Source organism: Thiothrix eikelboomii, assembly GCF_900167255.1.
GTDB lineage: Bacteria > Pseudomonadota > Gammaproteobacteria > Thiotrichales > Thiotrichaceae > Thiolinea > Thiolinea eikelboomii.
The window spans coordinates 161,343-177,517 of record NZ_FUYB01000003.1 but is presented as its reverse complement, the minus strand read 5'-3'; the positions used below and the strand labels follow the sequence as shown (position 1 = coordinate 177,517).

General features: G+C 46.6%; 15 protein-coding genes. 8 read left to right on the top strand and 7 right to left on the bottom strand.

The window, feature by feature from the left end; genetic code table 11:
• Positions 1-51 precede the first annotated feature (51 nt).
• Positions 52-1,800 carry a thiol reductant ABC exporter subunit CydD gene (gene cydD, locus B5D50_RS04675; RefSeq protein ID WP_078921422.1) on the top strand — a complete coding sequence of 583 codons (1,749 nt, stop codon included), beginning with the start codon at positions 52-54 and terminating at the stop codon, positions 1,798-1,800.
• Positions 1,797-3,509 carry a thiol reductant ABC exporter subunit CydC gene (gene cydC, locus B5D50_RS04670; protein WP_078921421.1) on the top strand — a complete coding sequence of 571 codons (1,713 nt, stop codon included), beginning with the start codon at positions 1,797-1,799 and terminating at the stop codon, positions 3,507-3,509. The genes cydD and cydC overlap by 4 nt, the downstream gene beginning before the upstream one ends.
• Here cydC and B5D50_RS04665 read toward each other — a convergent pair.
• Genes B5D50_RS04665 through B5D50_RS04650 form a run of 4 tightly spaced genes read right to left on the bottom strand, consistent with a single transcriptional unit; the run spans position 3,483 to position 7,597 of the window.
• Positions 3,483-4,775 (bottom strand): TRAP transporter large permease, encoded by a 1,293-nt coding sequence (locus tag B5D50_RS04665; protein ID WP_078921420.1) that lies wholly within the window; start codon positions 4,773-4,775, stop codon positions 3,483-3,485. The genes cydC and B5D50_RS04665 overlap by 27 nt on opposite strands.
• On the bottom strand, positions 4,772-5,383 hold the full coding sequence (locus B5D50_RS04660; RefSeq protein WP_200807030.1) for a TRAP transporter small permease: 612 nt from the start codon (positions 5,381-5,383) through the stop codon (positions 4,772-4,774). Before B5D50_RS04660 ends, B5D50_RS04665 begins: the two co-directional genes overlap by 4 nt.
• Complete coding sequence (locus B5D50_RS04655; protein ID WP_078921419.1) at positions 5,343-6,374, bottom strand: TRAP transporter substrate-binding protein; 1,032 nt, start codon at positions 6,372-6,374, stop codon at positions 5,343-5,345. The genes B5D50_RS04660 and B5D50_RS04655 overlap by 41 nt, the downstream gene beginning before the upstream one ends.
• A 41-nt stretch (positions 6,375-6,415) precedes the next feature.
• Positions 6,416-7,597 (bottom strand): amidohydrolase, encoded by a 1,182-nt coding sequence (locus B5D50_RS04650; protein WP_078921418.1) that lies wholly within the window; start codon positions 7,595-7,597, stop codon positions 6,416-6,418.
• A 131-nt stretch (positions 7,598-7,728) separates the two neighbouring features.
• On the opposite strand from B5D50_RS04650, the gene B5D50_RS04645 reads away from it, so the two are divergent.
• From B5D50_RS04645 to B5D50_RS04620, 6 genes are all read left to right on the top strand, one after another.
• Positions 7,729-8,238, top strand: coding sequence for a MarR family winged helix-turn-helix transcriptional regulator (locus tag B5D50_RS04645; protein ID WP_078921417.1), 510 nt, complete (start codon positions 7,729-7,731; stop codon positions 8,236-8,238).
• Between the two features lie 175 nt (positions 8,239-8,413).
• Entirely contained in the window at positions 8,414-10,357 is a 1,944-nt protein-coding gene (locus B5D50_RS04640; RefSeq protein ID WP_078921416.1) for a 3-oxoacyl-[acyl-carrier-protein] synthase III C-terminal domain-containing protein, read from the top strand.
• Positions 10,354-11,268 (top strand): DUF6999 family protein, encoded by a 915-nt coding sequence (locus tag B5D50_RS04635; protein WP_078921415.1) that lies wholly within the window; start codon positions 10,354-10,356, stop codon positions 11,266-11,268. Before B5D50_RS04640 ends, B5D50_RS04635 begins: the two co-directional genes overlap by 4 nt.
• Positions 11,269-11,305: 37 nt before the next feature.
• Positions 11,306-11,659 (top strand): TusE/DsrC/DsvC family sulfur relay protein, encoded by a 354-nt coding sequence (locus tag B5D50_RS04630; protein ID WP_078921414.1) that lies wholly within the window; start codon positions 11,306-11,308, stop codon positions 11,657-11,659.
• A 148-nt stretch (positions 11,660-11,807) separates the two neighbouring features.
• Positions 11,808-12,050 carry a TonB family protein gene (locus tag B5D50_RS20460; protein WP_078921413.1) on the top strand — a complete coding sequence of 81 codons (243 nt, stop codon included), beginning with the start codon at positions 11,808-11,810 and terminating at the stop codon, positions 12,048-12,050.
• Between the two features lie 142 nt (positions 12,051-12,192).
• A complete protein-coding gene (locus B5D50_RS04620) occupies positions 12,193-12,822 on the top strand; it encodes a hypothetical protein (protein WP_078921412.1) in 630 nt (209 codons plus the stop codon).
• Between the two features lie 89 nt (positions 12,823-12,911).
• Here the strand turns inward: B5D50_RS04620 and nhaA are convergent, their stop codons facing one another.
• The 3 genes from nhaA to B5D50_RS04605 form a co-directional block, all read right to left on the bottom strand.
• Positions 12,912-14,084: a Na+/H+ antiporter NhaA gene (nhaA, locus tag B5D50_RS04615; RefSeq protein WP_078921411.1), complete on the bottom strand. Its 1,173-nt coding sequence runs from the start codon at positions 14,082-14,084 to the stop codon at positions 12,912-12,914.
• Between the two features lie 70 nt (positions 14,085-14,154).
• Positions 14,155-14,640, bottom strand: coding sequence for a PAS domain-containing protein (locus B5D50_RS04610; protein WP_078921410.1), 486 nt, complete (start codon positions 14,638-14,640; stop codon positions 14,155-14,157).
• Positions 14,641-14,718: 78 nt separating this feature from the next.
• Complete coding sequence (locus B5D50_RS04605) at positions 14,719-15,993, bottom strand: MFS transporter (RefSeq protein ID WP_078921409.1); 1,275 nt, start codon at positions 15,991-15,993, stop codon at positions 14,719-14,721.
• Between the last annotated feature and the right edge of the window lie 182 nt (positions 15,994-16,175).

The window sequence follows — 16,175 nt, the reverse complement described above, 5'->3', positions numbered from 1 at the left end:
GCCAAGCGGGGATAGGGTTGATGCTCTATCCCTTTGTGTTTTTGCATAATAATGTCAGCAGCGACTTCTCCGCCCGAACATAAGCAAATTTTAACCGCATGGGCGAGCTATGCGGGGCGTTGGCCGCCGCTTGCGATAGTCACGGGGGTGTTAGCAGCGAGTTTACTGATTGTTCAAGCTTGGCTTTTAGCCAGCAGTGTACAGGCAGTATTATTTGAGCAAGCTGATTTAGTTGATTTAATGCCGTGGTTAGCGGGTTTGCTGTTAGTTTTTTGCCTGCGTGCAGGGTTTGGTTGGGTGTCCGAACAGGCTGCATTTCAAGGTGCTCTGCAAGTCAAACTCCAGATTCGCCAATTGCTATATAACAAACTGCAAAGCTTAGGGTCTGCATGGCTGAGTGAGGAGCGTAGTGGGGCGGTAACTACCCTGTTGAGCGATGGAGTAGAGCAGCTTGAAGCTTATTATGCGCGTTATCTGCCAGCGATGCGGTTGAGTGTGTATGTACCGCTCCTGATCTTAGTTGTTGTATTGACTCAAGACTGGCTGTCGGCGCTGGTACTCTTCGTTACTGCTCCTCTAATCCCCTTGTTTATGATGTTGATTGGCAAAGGTACGGAGCAGCGTAATCAACAGCAGTGGCAGCAATTGGCACGGATGAGTGCTTATTTTCTGGATGTGATTCAAGGCTTAAGCACCTTAAAACTCTTCAATGCCAGTCGCCGTGAGGCAGAAGCTATCGCAGAGGTATCTGAGCAGTATCGGCAAAGTACTATGTCGGTATTGCGTGTAGCCTTTTTATCCTCTTTTACCCTCGAATTTTTTACCAGTGTGAGTATTGCCGTAGTGGCTGTATTGGTAGGGTTTCGTTTGTTTTGGGGAGAGCTGGAGTTTTTCAAGGGGTTTTTTGTGCTTTTACTGGCGCCTGAATTTTATCTGCCCTTGCGTAATTTAGGCGTGCAATACCATGCACGGATGCAGGCTCTCGGGGTTGTCGGCAGTATGCAGGAGATTTTGCAGCAGGTCGGTCAACCATCCAATCAACCACTAGCAACTTGGGAGGGTTTAAATGAGCAAACCATTCAGTTGCGTGATATTACTTTCTATTATCCCGATGGACGTCAAGCTTTAACCGATTTCAACCTCACAATCCCTGCCAAGCAAACCTTGGCCTTAGTCGGCGCTAGTGGTGCGGGTAAGTCAACGGTTCTGCAATTGCTTTTAGGATTTATTGAGCCACAAGTGGGGGACATTCTGGTGGGATCAAGGCCTTTAAACCAGATTCCACGCAAGGAGTGGCATAAGCAAATCGCTTGGTTGCCACAGCGTGCACAATTATTTGCCATGAGTGTGGAGGATAATATTCGGATGGGGCAGTCAGCCAGTTGGGAGGCCGTTAAAACTGCTGCCCAAGCCGCGCAAGCCCATGAGTTTATTGAACGCTTACCGCAAGGTTATGCCAGCTTAATGGGTGAAGCAGGCTTGGGCTTATCAGGTGGGCAAAGACAGCGCATTGCTTTAGCACGGGTATTTTTAAAAGCTGCACCCTTAATCATTTTGGATGAAGCCACCGCACATTTAGATCAAGCGAGCGAAACCTTGATTCAAGAGGCTTTGGCACAGCTTCAAGGTCAACATACGATTGTACTGATTGCCCATCATTTGCAAACCATTCAAAATGCTGATTGCATTGCAGTGTTAGACCAAGGACGAGTTCTTGCTTGTGGTAGGCATGCTGAATTACTCAAAACCTGCACGGCCTATCAAACGATGCTGGCTGCTTATGCTGAGGCGCAAGTATGAAGCTGATCTGGAGGCTGGTGCGTTTATATCGGCCTTATAGCGGCTGGATGTTATTAGGTATTTTATTGTCTTTGCTCACCGTCTTAGCGAATATTAGTTTATTGGCTTTATCGGGTTGGTTTATTAGCTCGATGGCTTTAGCGGGGGCAATAGGCGGGAGTATGAATTATTTCACTCCCGCCGCCCTGATTCGAGGTGCAGCCATTACCCGCACTGCGGGACGCTATGGGGAGCGGTTGATCACGCATGAAGCAACTTTTCGCCTAGTGTCTGAGTTGCGCGTCTGGTTTTATGAAAAGCTTGAGCCACTCGCCCCCGCTGTTTTGCAGCAATATCGCAGCGGTGACGTGCTGAGTCGGATTCGTGCCGATATAGATACTCTGAATAATTTCTATTTGCGCATCTTCCTACCTATGATAGTGGCACTACTGGCCACGTTAATTGTGGTAATCACCTTAGCTTATTATCAGCCGCTATTTGCAATGGTTGAGTTGATTTTATTGCTGATAGCGGGTGTCGTGCTGCCTTGGCTACTGAATAAACTGAGCCTAACCACGGGCGCACAACTGGTGCAAACGGCTGCTAATTTGCGCACGCAACTGGTAAGCGACCTACAAGGCATGGGCGAGTTATTGATCTATGGAGCAGCCGAGCAACAAGCACAAACCCTACAACAGCACTCGCAAGCGTTAGCCGCTCAGCAACAACGGCTCAACCGCCTCAATACTTGGACACAAATAGCCTTGAACGTCACTGCAAGTTTAGCGATGTGGCTGCTGCTGATTTTGGCAGTGCCTTTGGTTCGACAAGGCAGTCTCGCTCCTGCAAATTTAGCGATGCTCAGCTTATTGGCTTTAGCCAGTTTTGAAGCGATTGCCCCTTTGCCATTGGCTTGGCAGAGTTTAGGTGAGACCTTGGCAGCGGCACGGCGTATTTTCACCCTGACGGAACAAGCACCCCCAGTACAAGAGCCTGAACAGCCGCTGCCTGTACCTGAATCCTTTAGTTTGCGTTTCGATCAACTCAGTTTTCGTTATCAAGCGACCCGTCCTTGGGTACTTAAAGAGCTTAGTTTTAGGCTTGAACCCGGCCAAAAACTAATAATCTTAGGGGCTAATGGTAGCGGTAAAACCAGCTTATTGAGTGTCTTACTGCGTTTTCATGAACCCACTAGTGGCAGACTGTTGCTCAATGAACAACCCATTCAAGCTTATACGGGGGAAGCTATTCGGGCGCGTCTTGCGGTGGCTGAGCAACACGCTCAAGTATTCAATAGCACCCTTCTGGATAATTTACGTCTTGCAAATCCGGTCGCAACTCAAGCGCAAATTGAGCAAGCCTGTAGTGCCGTATTATTAGATGAATTCATTCAACAACAACCGGAAGGCTATCATACTTGGGTCGGCGAAACGGGTCTGCATTTATCGGGTGGGCAATTACAGCGCTTAGTTCTTGCGCGTGCCTTGTTAAAACCGGCCAGTGTATTAATTTTGGACGAACCCACTGAAGGTTTAGACCCCGAAACAGCTTTAAGCGTGATGCGCAATATCTTGGCTTGGGTGGAAGCGCAAGGGCAGAGTTTACTAGTGATTACACATCAGCGTTTGGGGATTGAGGCGGAGATGGAGGTACTGAGGCTAAGCACTCAGCCTCAGTTCAATCAACTTTCAATCGACTCTCAATCAACCCGACATCTTCACCAACCATAAAGCAATTGCCGGAAAGCTCACTAAAATCGCTAAGCGAATCAAATCGGTGATAATAAAGGGAGTGAGTCCCTTAAACATGGTATGCGCAGGAACTGAGGGCAGGGTCGCCCGCAATACAAATACATTCATGCCAATCGGTGGGGTAATTAAGGCAATTTCTGTGGCTACCACCACAATAATCCCAAACCATACTAAGTCAAAACCTTGCGCCACAATTAAGGGAGCGAATAAGGGAACAAAGATTAAGATGATGGCGAGGGAATCCATCACACAGCCTAAGATTAAAAATACCAATAAAATAAAGCCAATTAAACTATAGCCACTCACCCCTAAGGTTTGCACATAGCTGAGAATACCTTCGGCTAAACCGGAATAGGAAATCAACTTAGAGAATAAGAGCGCACCGAATAAAACCGTGTATAAGATAACTGAAGTGTAAGCCGTTTCTAATAAGACAATACGCAGGGTTTTTAGCGATAACTTCCCAGATACAGCTGCGATCAAGATGGCAATGCCAGCACCAATGCCAGCTGCTTCGGTGGGCGAAAACCATTTCAGATATAAGCCACCAATAATCAGCGCGAAGATAGCGACAAACGACCAAGTACCCTTGAGTGAATAAAAACGGTCTTTCCAAGCAGTGCGCGGGCCACGAGGGGCAGCATTTGGATGGCGTAAACTGATTAGGTAAATCGCCAGCATATACATCACTAAGCCTAATAAGCCCGGTACGATTCCAGCAATAAACAAATCACCAATATTAGTCTGAGTCAAAATTCCATAAATGACTAAGATGATCGAGGGCGGAATTAAAATACCTAAAGTTCCCCCAGCAGCAATCGTAGCGGTGGCTAAACCGTCTGAATAGCCGTATTGACGCATACTTGGATAAGCGACTTTAGACATGGTAGCGGCTGTGGCATAACTCGAGCCACACACTGAGCTAAATCCAGCACAAGCCACCATCGTCGATAAGGCTAAACCACCACGTACATGTCCAAAAAATGCATTGGCGGCTTTGAATAAATCCTCGGAGATACCCGTCCGCGAAATGACATTACCCATTAAAATGAACATCGGTACTACGGCTAATTCATAGGATAAGACAGCCTCTGAAATAGTCATCGGTAGCAAGGTGAGGGCAACGGAGGTGTCCATTAACAGTGCAATGCCCACTAAGCCGACGGTTAGTAATGAAAAACCTAAGGGTACGCGCAAAAATGAGAGAATTAATACCGCGATAATCGCCAAGATGCCGATGGTCATAGTTCACCTCCGCTCGAGCTAGGTAAATTGGCTTGAGCTTTAGCTGAGGGGTAGTAACTGATATACAGCAAACCTAAGGCACTCAAAACCGCCGAGCAGGCCATTAAAAGATATAAGGGTGCACGTGGCAGACGTAATTCAGGGCTAACATCCGCAATAGAATGCGCTTCTAGCGCGGATTGGAGAAAAGTCCAGCTAATCAAACATAAAATCACGGTCATCAGTAAAGTGATCACTTGTTTCCACCACCGCATGCCTGATGACTGGGTAAGTTTATCGAATAAGTCCACTGTCAGATGAGTACCCGCCATCGTCACCAGCGGTAAACCACAAAACACCACCACAGCCATTAAATGCTCCGTCAAATCTTGGATGCCAAAAATGGGATGGTTGAATAAATGCCGTCCAGTGACATCGGCGAAATTAATCACCACCATCATCAACAGGCTAAACATCAACAGATATTCAATCATCTGTCTGATGTGGGTAATAACTCGATCCATACAAGCCTCCAGTCGTCCAGTCGGTGACCCAGCCCCAAGTTTGGCTTGAGGCTGTGCTGCGAATTTATTTTCCAGCGAGCGCTTGATAGTCGGTTTCAAAATCATTCAGCAGGGCTTTGGGATCAGCAATTCCTGCAGTTTTTGCGGCAGTTTCCCAATCAGCCAGCATTTTGGTACGGATTTCAGCAATTTTGCTGAGGAGTTCAGGATCAGGCGTGCTAAAGGTATGGCCGGCATCCCGTAGGGTTTTTTCAGCACTACTATTTTGTTGATTAAAGACTTCGCCCCATTGGCTGGCAAAGGCCTCGCCAGAAATTCCTTCAATCGCGGCTCGATCCGCGTCACTTAAAGCCTTCCATTTTTTCTCATTCATGGTCAAGAAAAAGGTCGCGCCATATAAGCCCTTGTCAATAATCGTGTGATAAGGCAATTTTTCGGTGAGGCGAAAATTCACCACCGATTCAATCGTATGCAAAGAGCCATCTAATACTTTGCTTTCTAGCATTTCATACGCTTTAGTGGCCGGTGCAGACACAGGAACTGCCCCCAAGCCTTCAATAATCGCCTGTTGAATCGGCCCACCCATTCGAATCTTTTGTCCTGCAAGATCCGCCAGATTTGCTAACGGTTTAGAGCCATGATTAAAAATCCCAGCGCCAAACATGCCGACACTGAGTAGTTTAATGCCAGCATACGCAGGATCAGCTTGCAGATGTTGGTTATAGCTTTTCCATAGTGCGACTGATTGTGCTTTCGCATCGCTGCCAGCAAAGGGCAGTTCTGCAAACCAGATGGATTTAAAGCGATCTGGCTCATAAGTGAAATTACCCCAAGTAATATCAGCTACGCCTTTACGTGCCAACTCCCAATGTTGGGGCGGTGTACCGAGGGCTTTAGGAAGAATTTCGACTTTAACGCGGCCTTCAGTGACTTTTTCGACTGCTTTGCTCCAAGGCTCAAGGATTTGGGTATGCACGAAGTGAGTGGTTGGTACCCAGCTCGACATTTTTAAGGTATCGGCATAGAGGGTGTTGGCAAATAAGCTGCTGCTCATGGCTAGCGCGAATAAACTCAGCTTAAGGCAGGTTGGTTTCATGGTATTGCTCCTCCAGAAAAAGATTAAAGCCAGTCAGGTATTTATTGGGTCGTAGGGCGGGCAGCTTGCTGACGGATCAGTTCAGCAATCAGGCTAGCACCCAAGGGAATAATGTCGGTATCAAAGATAAATTGCGGATGATGGCAATACGGCCCATCTTGTCCCATAAAGAAATACGCTCCGGGTATTTGCTGTAAGAAATAAGAAAAGTCTTCTGAAGCCATCAGTGGGCGGGCGTTCATAATCACCTGTTCTGCACCTGCAAGCCGAGTTGCCACCGCTTGCACAGCCTCGACCGCCTGTGGGTGATTCAGGGTGACAGGGGCTTGATGGGGATAATGAATGGCAACGCGCACGCCATAGAGTAAAGCGGTGCTGTCAGCGGCTTGTTGTAATTGTGCATGAAGGCGAGCGCGCACTGTTTCAGAATGGGTGCGGATGGTGCCGGTCATCAGCAATTCTTCTGGCAGAATATTATTTGCCTGCCCTGCATGAATACTGCCAAATGAAATGACACCGCTATCACGGCTATCTAAAATCCGCGTCAAACTTTGTTGCAAGCTGGTAAGAAAATGTGCGGAGGCAAGAATCGCATCTTGCCCCGTATGCGGGGCAGAGCCATGAGTGCCTTTAGCCTTAATCAGCACTTCAACATGATCAGCAGAGGCCAAAGCACCTGCTGCGGGAATGCCTACTTTGCCTTTACCCAAACCGGGTAGATTGTGCAGAGCATAGATTTCATCACAAGGACAGCGTTCGAATAGACCCTCGGCGAGCATAGCTTGCGCACCGCTTAGCAATTCTTCAGCAGGCTGGAAAATAAAAATCGCTGTTCCTGCAAAGTCGCGATGAGCAGCTAAATACGCGGCAGCAGCCAATAGGGTCGTGGTATGACCATCATGTCCACAGCCATGAAATTTGCCTGCAATGCGTGAATGGTAATGCACACCGGAACATTCTTGCATGGGTAGGGCATCTAATTCCGCCCGAAAGGCAATCCTACGCCCAGTACCTGCTGTTCCGGGTAAGATACCCACCACACCAGTTTTACCAATGCCAGTAATGCATTCGATCTTCAGCTCATGCAAGCACGCGGCAACAAACTGGGCAGTATGATTTTCCTCAAAGCCTGTTTCGGGGCGTTGATGAATGGTATGAAGCCAAGTTTCCCATTGGGGGCGCTGCTCAGCAAGCCATGCCTGTATCGGATGAGTTGTGTCCATAATGCCTCCGCCTCCAAGTGCTTCAATAAATTCTCATTTAGAGATAATCTCAAATTGAAACTAATTTGTCTAGTCAGTTACTCTAACAAATTGCTATATTCAATAAAAATTTTGGCAAGGCATGATGCGTGATGATGACAATCGACAAGGACAAAGTATTCAAAAATAGCCGTTTAACCTACCGACTGGAGACGCTAGCGAATAATGCGATCAGTGCGAATGATCCGCTGTTTGTAGAAAAACTAGGCTGCAATATTCGTGAAATGCGGATACTGCGCCTGATTGATGATCATCCGGGGATCGAGTTTAATGAAATCATGCGTATATCAGGCTTAGATCGCAGCTTAGTCTCGCGTTTGATTCGTAGTTTATTAGAAAAAACTTTGATTTTGCGGGTGAATAACACCGAGGATGCACGTCGTTATGGTTTGTTTACCACGGATACGGGCAAAACTTGCCGCCAACTCGGACGGGAGCTATCCGATGCAGCCGAAGCTTTACTGCTACAACCCCTCGAGCCTGCGGAAGTGGAGCAGCTTAAAGCGTTGCTCGGCAGGCTATTGAGCTGGGTGCGTTCAGATGACTATCAAACGGGTGTACAGGCGATGTACGGTAGCTTTCGAGGAAGAGAGGAACGGTAGTGCTGTCGTTACAGGGTCTTGGGTCTAATGCAGCGATAACTGTTGAATCAATGATTGATTGAATCATTGAATGCTACGCTCAGTCTTACGCCATGCAACTTCTTGATTGCATTCTTGTTGTCTTTACCGCACTTGTTTACTCTAAGTTGCTTCACATAACTAGAATCCTAAAGCCATGATTGCTCCCACCTTATTTGATGATATTTATCTATTAACAGCGGGTCATTACCTACCCGGTGAGCCAATTAATAATCAGCAAATCGACGCTTATGTCGCACCACTGGATCAGTATTCACGCCGGATTAAGCAGCGCGTCTTGGGCGAAAATGGGATTCAAACCCGCTATTACGCCATTGATCAAGACGGGCAAACGACGATGAGCCACACGGATTTAGCCTGTCAATCCATCCAAGCCTGTTTGCAGCAAGCGCAAGTAAGCTTGCAGGCGATTGATGTATTAATCGCGGCAAGTTCGGGGGGGGATGTGAGCATACCGGGGTTGGGGAATATGATTCAGGGGGCTTTGCATGCCCCGCCAATGGAGGTGCATAGTCATCAAGGCGTGTGTGCATCCAGTGTTTTGGCGTTGAAAGATGCGGCGCAGTCGCTAGCGCAAAACCCCGAGCGAGGTATGGCTGTGGTGGTGGCAGCGGAGATGCCCTCACGCATCTTTAAGCGTTCACGCTTTGCTCGTCAAACGCAGGTTGATTTTGAGTCACAGTTTTTGCGTTGGATGCTATCGGATGGTGCAGGTGCGGTATTGCTTGCTAAGGGTGCACAAGTCTTAACGCAGGCTGCAAAAAATGCTCTAGCACAAGGCGGTTTAGCCTTAAAGCTCCAGTGGATACATACGAAATCCTTTTCTGGCGATTATCCAGTGTGTATGCAATTAGGGCAGGGCAGCCATCGTGCCAAAGAGCAGGATGTGACTAGCGAGTATAGTGCACAAGCTTCCTATTTGGATTTTCCCTCCCTCGCGGAAGCTGAAGCGGCGGGGCATTTTGCTTTGCGCCAGAATTTGCGTTTATTGCCGAATCTATTTGAGGTCGCGGTACATGAGTATGCGGGCCTAGTGCAAGGTGGTTGGGTCAAGCCGACTGAAGTGGATGTGTTTTTATGTCATTACTCTTCAGAAGCTTTGGGTAAGACCTGTGAGTCGATGATGGAGCAAGCGGGTTTAGGCATCGCCCGCGAAAAATGGTTTAGTAATCTCAAAACCTGTGGTAATACCGGAGCTGCCTCGATTTTTATTATGCTATCGGAGTGGTTAGCGACGCAAACGCCCAAACTGGGGCAGAAAATTTTTGCTTTTGTGCCTGAATCAGGGCGGTTTACGGTGAGCTATTTCCTGCTGGAAGTGGTGGATTTAAAAACGATTACTAGTGCTACCCGATCCATTCCCATTCCTAATCACAGTTTACCGCCACCCCCTGCCACGCTAACCGCAGGCATGAATCCGCAAGTTCAGAGTACTTTATTAGCATTAGCGGCGATTTGGCATCATTTCCGCTCGCAAATCTGGCGTACTCCCTTAGTGGAAAGAATTAATGCAGGGCAACTCACACCCAGCGATTATGTGGCGTGGATGGCGCAATGGATTCCGCAAGTACGCGAAGGCAGTTTGTGGATGCGGGAAGCGATAGCGCATTTGGATGAGCCGTATCAAGGTTTGGCAGAACTCATCACTGAGCATGCCAATGATGAGCAATTTGATTTCCAGATCCTGTTTGAGGATTACCAAGCTGCAGGGGGAAAGGCGCAAACACTGGATCAATTGCAGCGTAATGCTGGCGGTGAGGCGCTAAATAGTTATATGTATCGCCAAGCAAAAAACTCGAATCCCTTGGGTTTGCTTGGTGGGATTTATATTATTGAAGGCACAGGGCAGCGGATAGTACCGTGGTTATTACCCTTGGTAAAACAGCAGCTTAACTTACCAGAGCGTTGCTATCGGTTTTTAAAATATCATGGTGAAAATGATGAGCAGCATTTAGCGCGTTGGTTGTTGGCGCTGCAATTGGCGTTAGAGGTGGGGGGTGCAGCCACTCAACGGGAAATTATCCGTACTGCTAGCGATGTCGCCCGGTTATATCAATTACAAATGGAGCATATTTTGTGAAAGCGCCCTCTGATTGGTCAAACTGGCAGGATAATCCCGATGACCCTAACCCTTGGTATACCTTGTATGTCGATACGCTCACCCCGTTGTCACCTGAAGTTAAACAAGCTTGGTTAATAGATAGTAGCCGCAAAAGTCGTCAATATCTGTTGCCGATAGTGCGTCCCCTTGCACGAGCTATGATTATTTTTAATCAATTGCTTAAAACGCTGTTACCACAATGGCGGCAGTCTGTGGCTTTACATAAAACGATTGTTTGGGGGTTAAAAAACTTCGTCAGTCCTCAAGCCAATACTTTTATCTTGCGCCATTTTACCTTGGGTAGTGAGATTCAGCGCTTTATCTTGGACAATTTGCCCGGGATTGAAATTCCTCCCCTACATTTTATGCGCTTTCAGACCTTAGACGAACTCAGTGATGAGGCTTTTTTAAAGCATGATTTAAACTTATTTAATTTTATTACCCAGTTGAATCTAGCTTTGAAAGTACAAGGGCGCGAGATTATTGCTCCTAAGCGGTTGAATTTCTCGGCGATTACCGAGGGTGCTTTCCCGATTCGGGAGATACCGACGACAGCATTTAATAAGCTGGATATTCAAACCGCGATTGAGTTATATACACCCATTTTTCAGCTCTTCTTAACGGATAATGATTTTTGGCGCTCAGTGAATTCTTTGCAACTGGATGAAACGATGGCGCTGTATGTGGGGAAAATTCTCAATGATCCTTTGCCGGTGATGTTGGTGAATAATCGTCATCCTTTAGTCCCACACTCCACTTTAAAAGCTGGGTTTCGGTTGGTATTGCATGGCTTGGCGACGGAAATGCTGCATCGGTATTTGGTGCTCCTAAAGCAAAAGCAGGCAAGCTCTCTATCTCTTGAGGAAGATATAGCTGGAGTTAAGGGCTGAGTATGCTGAAAGCTTCAGAGTGTACTAGGAGCTAGTCATGCAAGATCTAAACCTTAGACCCAACTCTATCACTTCCATCCCCCGCGATAATGAAGGCTATCTGCTCAATCCTGAGGATTGGTCAGAAGCCCTTGCCGAAGTCTTAGCCGCTGAGGCTGAAGTCGAATTGCTGGGTGAGCCACGCGAAATTGTTTGGTTTGTGCGCGATTATTTTGAGCAACATGCCAGTGTCCCCGAAGCACGTAAAGTGCTGAAGTTTATGAAAGAACAGTGGGGCGCAGAAAAGGCGACTCGCAAGTATTTATATACTTTGTTTCCAAGGGGTTATGCACAGCAAGCCTGTAAAGTGGCGGGTATGCGTAAACCCTTGAAATTAATGCTGGATTTATAGTTTATTTCCAGCCCACTTTATCCATGATAATCAAGGCTGCTTGGTTATAGCGGCCTAATAAGCTTAAATTCAAAGCATCATGCTGCACGCCCATTTAATTTTTATCACTAAATATCGGGGCAACGTATTCAATGAGTCTAGCTGAAAATTGAAACAAGAATTTGGCTCTATCCGTGAGCACTGGATATGCAAAAAATCAGACTCACTGTGGTCGCCTTCTTACTTTGCTGGGAGTGTCGGCGGTGCGCCTCTATCAATCCTTGGTAATGCCAGTCTAGATGCAGCAGCGCTCAAAGCCGTTCGTAGCTGGTCATTTATGCCAGCTCAGCGAGACGGCAAGCCGATACCTTCCATCGTGCAATTGCCAGTACGCTTTAAGCTCAGCGGATAGGGTTAAAAAGGAGGATTTGAAACGGGTGATTGAATTCGGCTGAGTCGTTCAACCTTAAGATTTGCACCTGAACTCAAAACCTTTTAAGATAAATTAAATTTATAACTTGTCATGTCATAATTATTATATCAAGGGCTAAACAATGACTGCATCTGAACTGTATTCACCGCCTAATCCGGGCTGGGTTAATGAAACTTCCCATCATTCTAATTCTAACTCTCACTCTAATGCGGCTGAGCTGGTGCAAGCAGTGGCCTTGCCTGAGGATGAGGAGCTGCAATTATTAAAACGGTTAGGCTATTCTTATCAGGTATTGGCCGCGTCGATTATGCGCGCCAAACAGGCACAACAAGAATTACGTAGCAAGCTGAATCTACATAAACATGCCATTGGGGTGGCGCAGCAAGAGTTGCAAGAGATATTAACGCAACTAGCTGCACAACAGGCGAATCCTATCGCTGTCCCCGCTGATGAAGCTCAGCTTGCAACCGAATTTGCAGAATTAAAAGAGCTGCTCCAAGGCTCTCATCATGAGTCTTTATTGGCTAAGTTGCAGCAAATGCAAGCCGCAGTGGAAACTGATCGGCAAAATTTGCCACAATTATTAACTGCCATGCGTAGCGAATTGGATTTGGTTATTTTACAAGCCTTACGCTTAAGTGCCTTAGAAAATTTAAATGCTGCCTATAAAAAATATCGGCAGTTCCAAGAGTATAATTCGCGGGCTGACCAAGAGTTTCAAACTTTAGCGAATGCATTTACCTCAAATTAATTAAATTAATTGACTCGCTAACCACGCAGCCTTGAGTGATTGATGTATTGGGCTGCGGGGTTGCGTGTTATATTAGCTTAATCAGTGACTTAAGGGTGGCGTGTCAGCCGCCATTTTAATACGAGATAACCGATCACTGCCGATAAAATAGAGCCGACTAAAATTCCTAAGCGATCATTCGTGACCAAAGCTTCACCTTCTTGCTGAAAGGCCAGTGAGCTAATAAACAAGCTCATCGTAAAACCGATGCCACCTAAAATAGCGACACCGTATAATTCCCAAAATCCTACCCCAGTCGGTAACTGAGCTAGCTTGAGTTTAATTGCTAACCAGCAAGCACCAAAAATACCTAATTGCTTACCTATAAATAAGCCTGCGGCAATGCCTAAAGGAATGGGTTCTAAGATAGAATGGAAGGAAAGTCCGGCTAAAGAAACACCTGTGTTCATAAAAGCAAACAGTGGCAAAATGACATAAACGACGGATCCATGTAAATCATGCTCTAAACGCTCAGCCAAGGTATGCTCGCTGTCTTCAGGAGCACGTAGTGGAATAAAAAAGGCCAGTAATACCCCCGCTAAGGTGGCATGTACCCCCGATTTTAAAACAGCAATCCACATTACCAGACCCACTAATAAATACGGTGTCAGCGATAAGACACCTCGGCGATTTAAGATGAATAAGACCAGCAAAGCACCTGCGGCCACACTTAAAGATAAAGCCGAAAGCTGGGTGGTATAGAACACGGCAATAATCACAATGGCGCCTAAGTCATCAACAATGGCGAGGGTTAGCAAAAATAGTTTCAAACTTGCCGGTACTTGTTTTCCTAACAGCGATAAAACGCCTAAAGCAAAGGCAATATCAGTAGCAGTGGGTACCGCCCAGCCACGCATGGCTTGCGAATCGTCATAATTGATCAGAGCATAAACCAAGGCAGGTGCCAGCATACCGCCAATGGCTGCGATCACGGGTAAAGCCGCCTTGGATAAATCAGAGAGTTCACCGTCGACTACTTCGCGTTTAATTTCTAAGCCAACGGTTAGAAAGAATAAAGCCATCAGGCCATCATTTACCCAAAGCAACAACGGCTTGGCGATTTTTAAAGCGCCAATTTGTACGGCAACTGGGGTATTGAGCAGGAGTTCATACCAGTCTTTCAACGGTGAATTAACCACAAGCATAGCTAATACAGCAGCAATGACTAATAGAATGCCACTGGCTGATTCTAAAGCTAAAAAGCGTTGAATAGTTTGTTTCATAGCGGTGATGAGTGATGGGTTAGACTTGGATTTAGATAAGAATCATACCAGCCTTCCGCTAAAAATAGCATTAATTTAGTCCCGCATTCTGTCCACTCCCCAAGGCGGTCGGGTTTTTTTGTAGTTCCATACTCATTAAACGATCTGCCAGTTTAGGGTTGATGCCTAACTGTCGGGCCATCCCTTCAGCGATTCGAGACACATTCTGTGCTACTTTCAGGACTTTGATAACCTGACCCGACTCATCGCGGATAGGCGCATATTCGGCATACAGAAAGATCTCATTACCGTCTTTGAGAACGCGCCGGAAAGCTCCACTCACTCGCTCACCAGCGGCGAGTTTCGTCCAGAAGACTAAATAATCTTGAGAGGCGGCATAAGCCTGTGAACAGAACATACGATGGTGTTGGCCGACTAATTCTTCTTTACTGCTATAACCCATCGTGCTAAGAAATAATGGATTCAGGTCGAGAATATGACCTTGGGGATCAAAGGTCACGACTGCAAACATCCGCTCAACACTTTCCCACGCTTGAATTAATTCAAATTGAATCATTAGTGATCTCCGTCAATTTCATTTTTTTAATAAATAATTTTAAGTAGTGATGGCTGAATTTTAGTTTTTAGTGCTGGTTTAGGATCGCTTAGGTAGCGGCACCCGCCATAATAAAATGCCACCTATAATAAATAAGATTAGCACAGCTAATAGACCTAAGCGTGATGATCCCGTTAAAACACCAAACCAGCCGACTAATAAAGGCCCTAAGACTGCGGCGAATTTGCCAAGCATATTATAAAAGCCAAAGAACTTAGCGGCTTGCTCAGCAGGAATGAGGCTGGCATATAAAGAGCGGCTGAGTGCTTGTACTCCCCCTTGCACTAAGCCTACACAGAGTGCTAGGGCATAAAAGCCGTTCACCGATACGATCTGCGAAGCACCCAAGGTAATAACCATATAAGCGGCTAGGCCGACTAAAATCCCACGTTTAGCACCAATTTTATTCCCTAAAAAACCAAACAAGATGGCCGCTGGAAAGGCGATAAATTGGGTAATTAATAAGGCGGTAATTAAGCTAGTTTCGGGTAAACCTAAGGTTTGTCCATAGTCCACCGACATGACGATGATGGTATCCACCCCATCAATATAGAACCAATAAGCCAGTAAGAATAAACCAACCGACTTGAGCTGGCGAATATGCCGGAAGGTATCCATAAAATCTTGCCAGCCCTCAACCAGTAAACGACCTAAGGCGGGTCGGGGAAGTGCGCTGTTGCCGGACTTTTGATGAACCAGCAGCCACAGTGGAATCGAAAATCCTGCCCACCAGACAGCGGTCACGCCAAAAGACCAACGTACTGCACTGCTGCTATCGGCTAAACCAAACCATTCAGGGTGTAAACTCATGAGCACACAGAGCGAAAAGAGGAGGCCTCCCCCTAGATAGCCTAAACCATAGCCTAAAGCAGACACGCGATTAAAATCTTTTTCCTCAGCCACATCGACTAGCAGCGAATCATAAAAAATATTCGCTCCCAAAAAGCCCACTACCGCGAGTACGAAGGCAAACATCGCCCATTGCCATTGATTTTGCCCAATCACGGTCAACAGTAAGGTGGCACAGACACCTAAAACCACAAAGACCGCCATCAGCGGTTTTTTAATGCCCCCTCGGTCGGCGATTGCGCCTAAAAACGGTGCTAAAAGCATCACCGATAAACTGGCTAAGGCATTGGCTGTACCTAAATGTAGGGTGACTTCTTCAGAGGGGAGTTCGCTGGCCCAATAGTTACGAAAAAAAATCGGGAAAAAAGCAACCATGACGGTAGTAATAAACGCCGAATTAGCCCAATCATAAAAAGCCCAAGCCCAACGCTCTTTCACAGTCGGAGTGGGATAGCTAGTTGCCATTATGATGAGTCCTAGTTAGGTTGCCATGCTGGATATTAGGCACAAATGCGGTGAGGGGCAACCTAGGGCTAAGAAATAATCTGCAGGTTTTACTCCATGCCTTAGGAAAATAGCTGCTGTTTGAGCACTGTGACGCAAAGTCTTACACTATCTTGATTATAGATTCTGGGTAGCAGGCTAAG

Excerpts from the sequence above, each read along its gene's own strand:
- cydD (WP_078921422.1), top strand. The coding sequence starts at position 52 with ATGTCAGCAGCGACTTCTCCGCCCGAACATAAGCAAATTTTAACCGCA.
- cydC (WP_078921421.1), top strand. The coding sequence starts at position 1,797 with ATGAAGCTGATCTGGAGGCTGGTGCGTTTATATCGGCCTTATAGCGGC.
- B5D50_RS04665 (WP_078921420.1), bottom strand. The coding sequence starts at position 4,775 with ATGACCATCGGCATCTTGGCGATTATCGCGGTATTAATTCTCTCATTT.
- B5D50_RS04660 (WP_200807030.1), bottom strand. The coding sequence starts at position 5,383 with ATGATTTTGAAACCGACTATCAAGCGCTCGCTGGAAAATAAATTCGCA.
- B5D50_RS04655 (WP_078921419.1), bottom strand. The coding sequence starts at position 6,374 with ATGAAACCAACCTGCCTTAAGCTGAGTTTATTCGCGCTAGCCATGAGC.
- B5D50_RS04650 (WP_078921418.1), bottom strand. The coding sequence starts at position 7,597 with ATGGACACAACTCATCCGATACAGGCATGGCTTGCTGAGCAGCGCCCC.
- B5D50_RS04645 (WP_078921417.1), top strand. The coding sequence starts at position 7,729 with ATGATGACAATCGACAAGGACAAAGTATTCAAAAATAGCCGTTTAACC.
- B5D50_RS04640 (WP_078921416.1), top strand. The coding sequence starts at position 8,414 with ATGATTGCTCCCACCTTATTTGATGATATTTATCTATTAACAGCGGGT.
- B5D50_RS04630 (WP_078921414.1), top strand. The coding sequence starts at position 11,306 with ATGCAAGATCTAAACCTTAGACCCAACTCTATCACTTCCATCCCCCGC.
- B5D50_RS04620 (WP_078921412.1), top strand. The coding sequence starts at position 12,193 with ATGACTGCATCTGAACTGTATTCACCGCCTAATCCGGGCTGGGTTAAT.
- nhaA (WP_078921411.1), bottom strand. The coding sequence starts at position 14,084 with ATGAAACAAACTATTCAACGCTTTTTAGCTTTAGAATCAGCCAGTGGC.
- B5D50_RS04610 (WP_078921410.1), bottom strand. The coding sequence starts at position 14,640 with ATGATTCAATTTGAATTAATTCAAGCGTGGGAAAGTGTTGAGCGGATG.
- B5D50_RS04605 (WP_078921409.1), bottom strand. The coding sequence starts at position 15,993 with ATGGCAACTAGCTATCCCACTCCGACTGTGAAAGAGCGTTGGGCTTGG.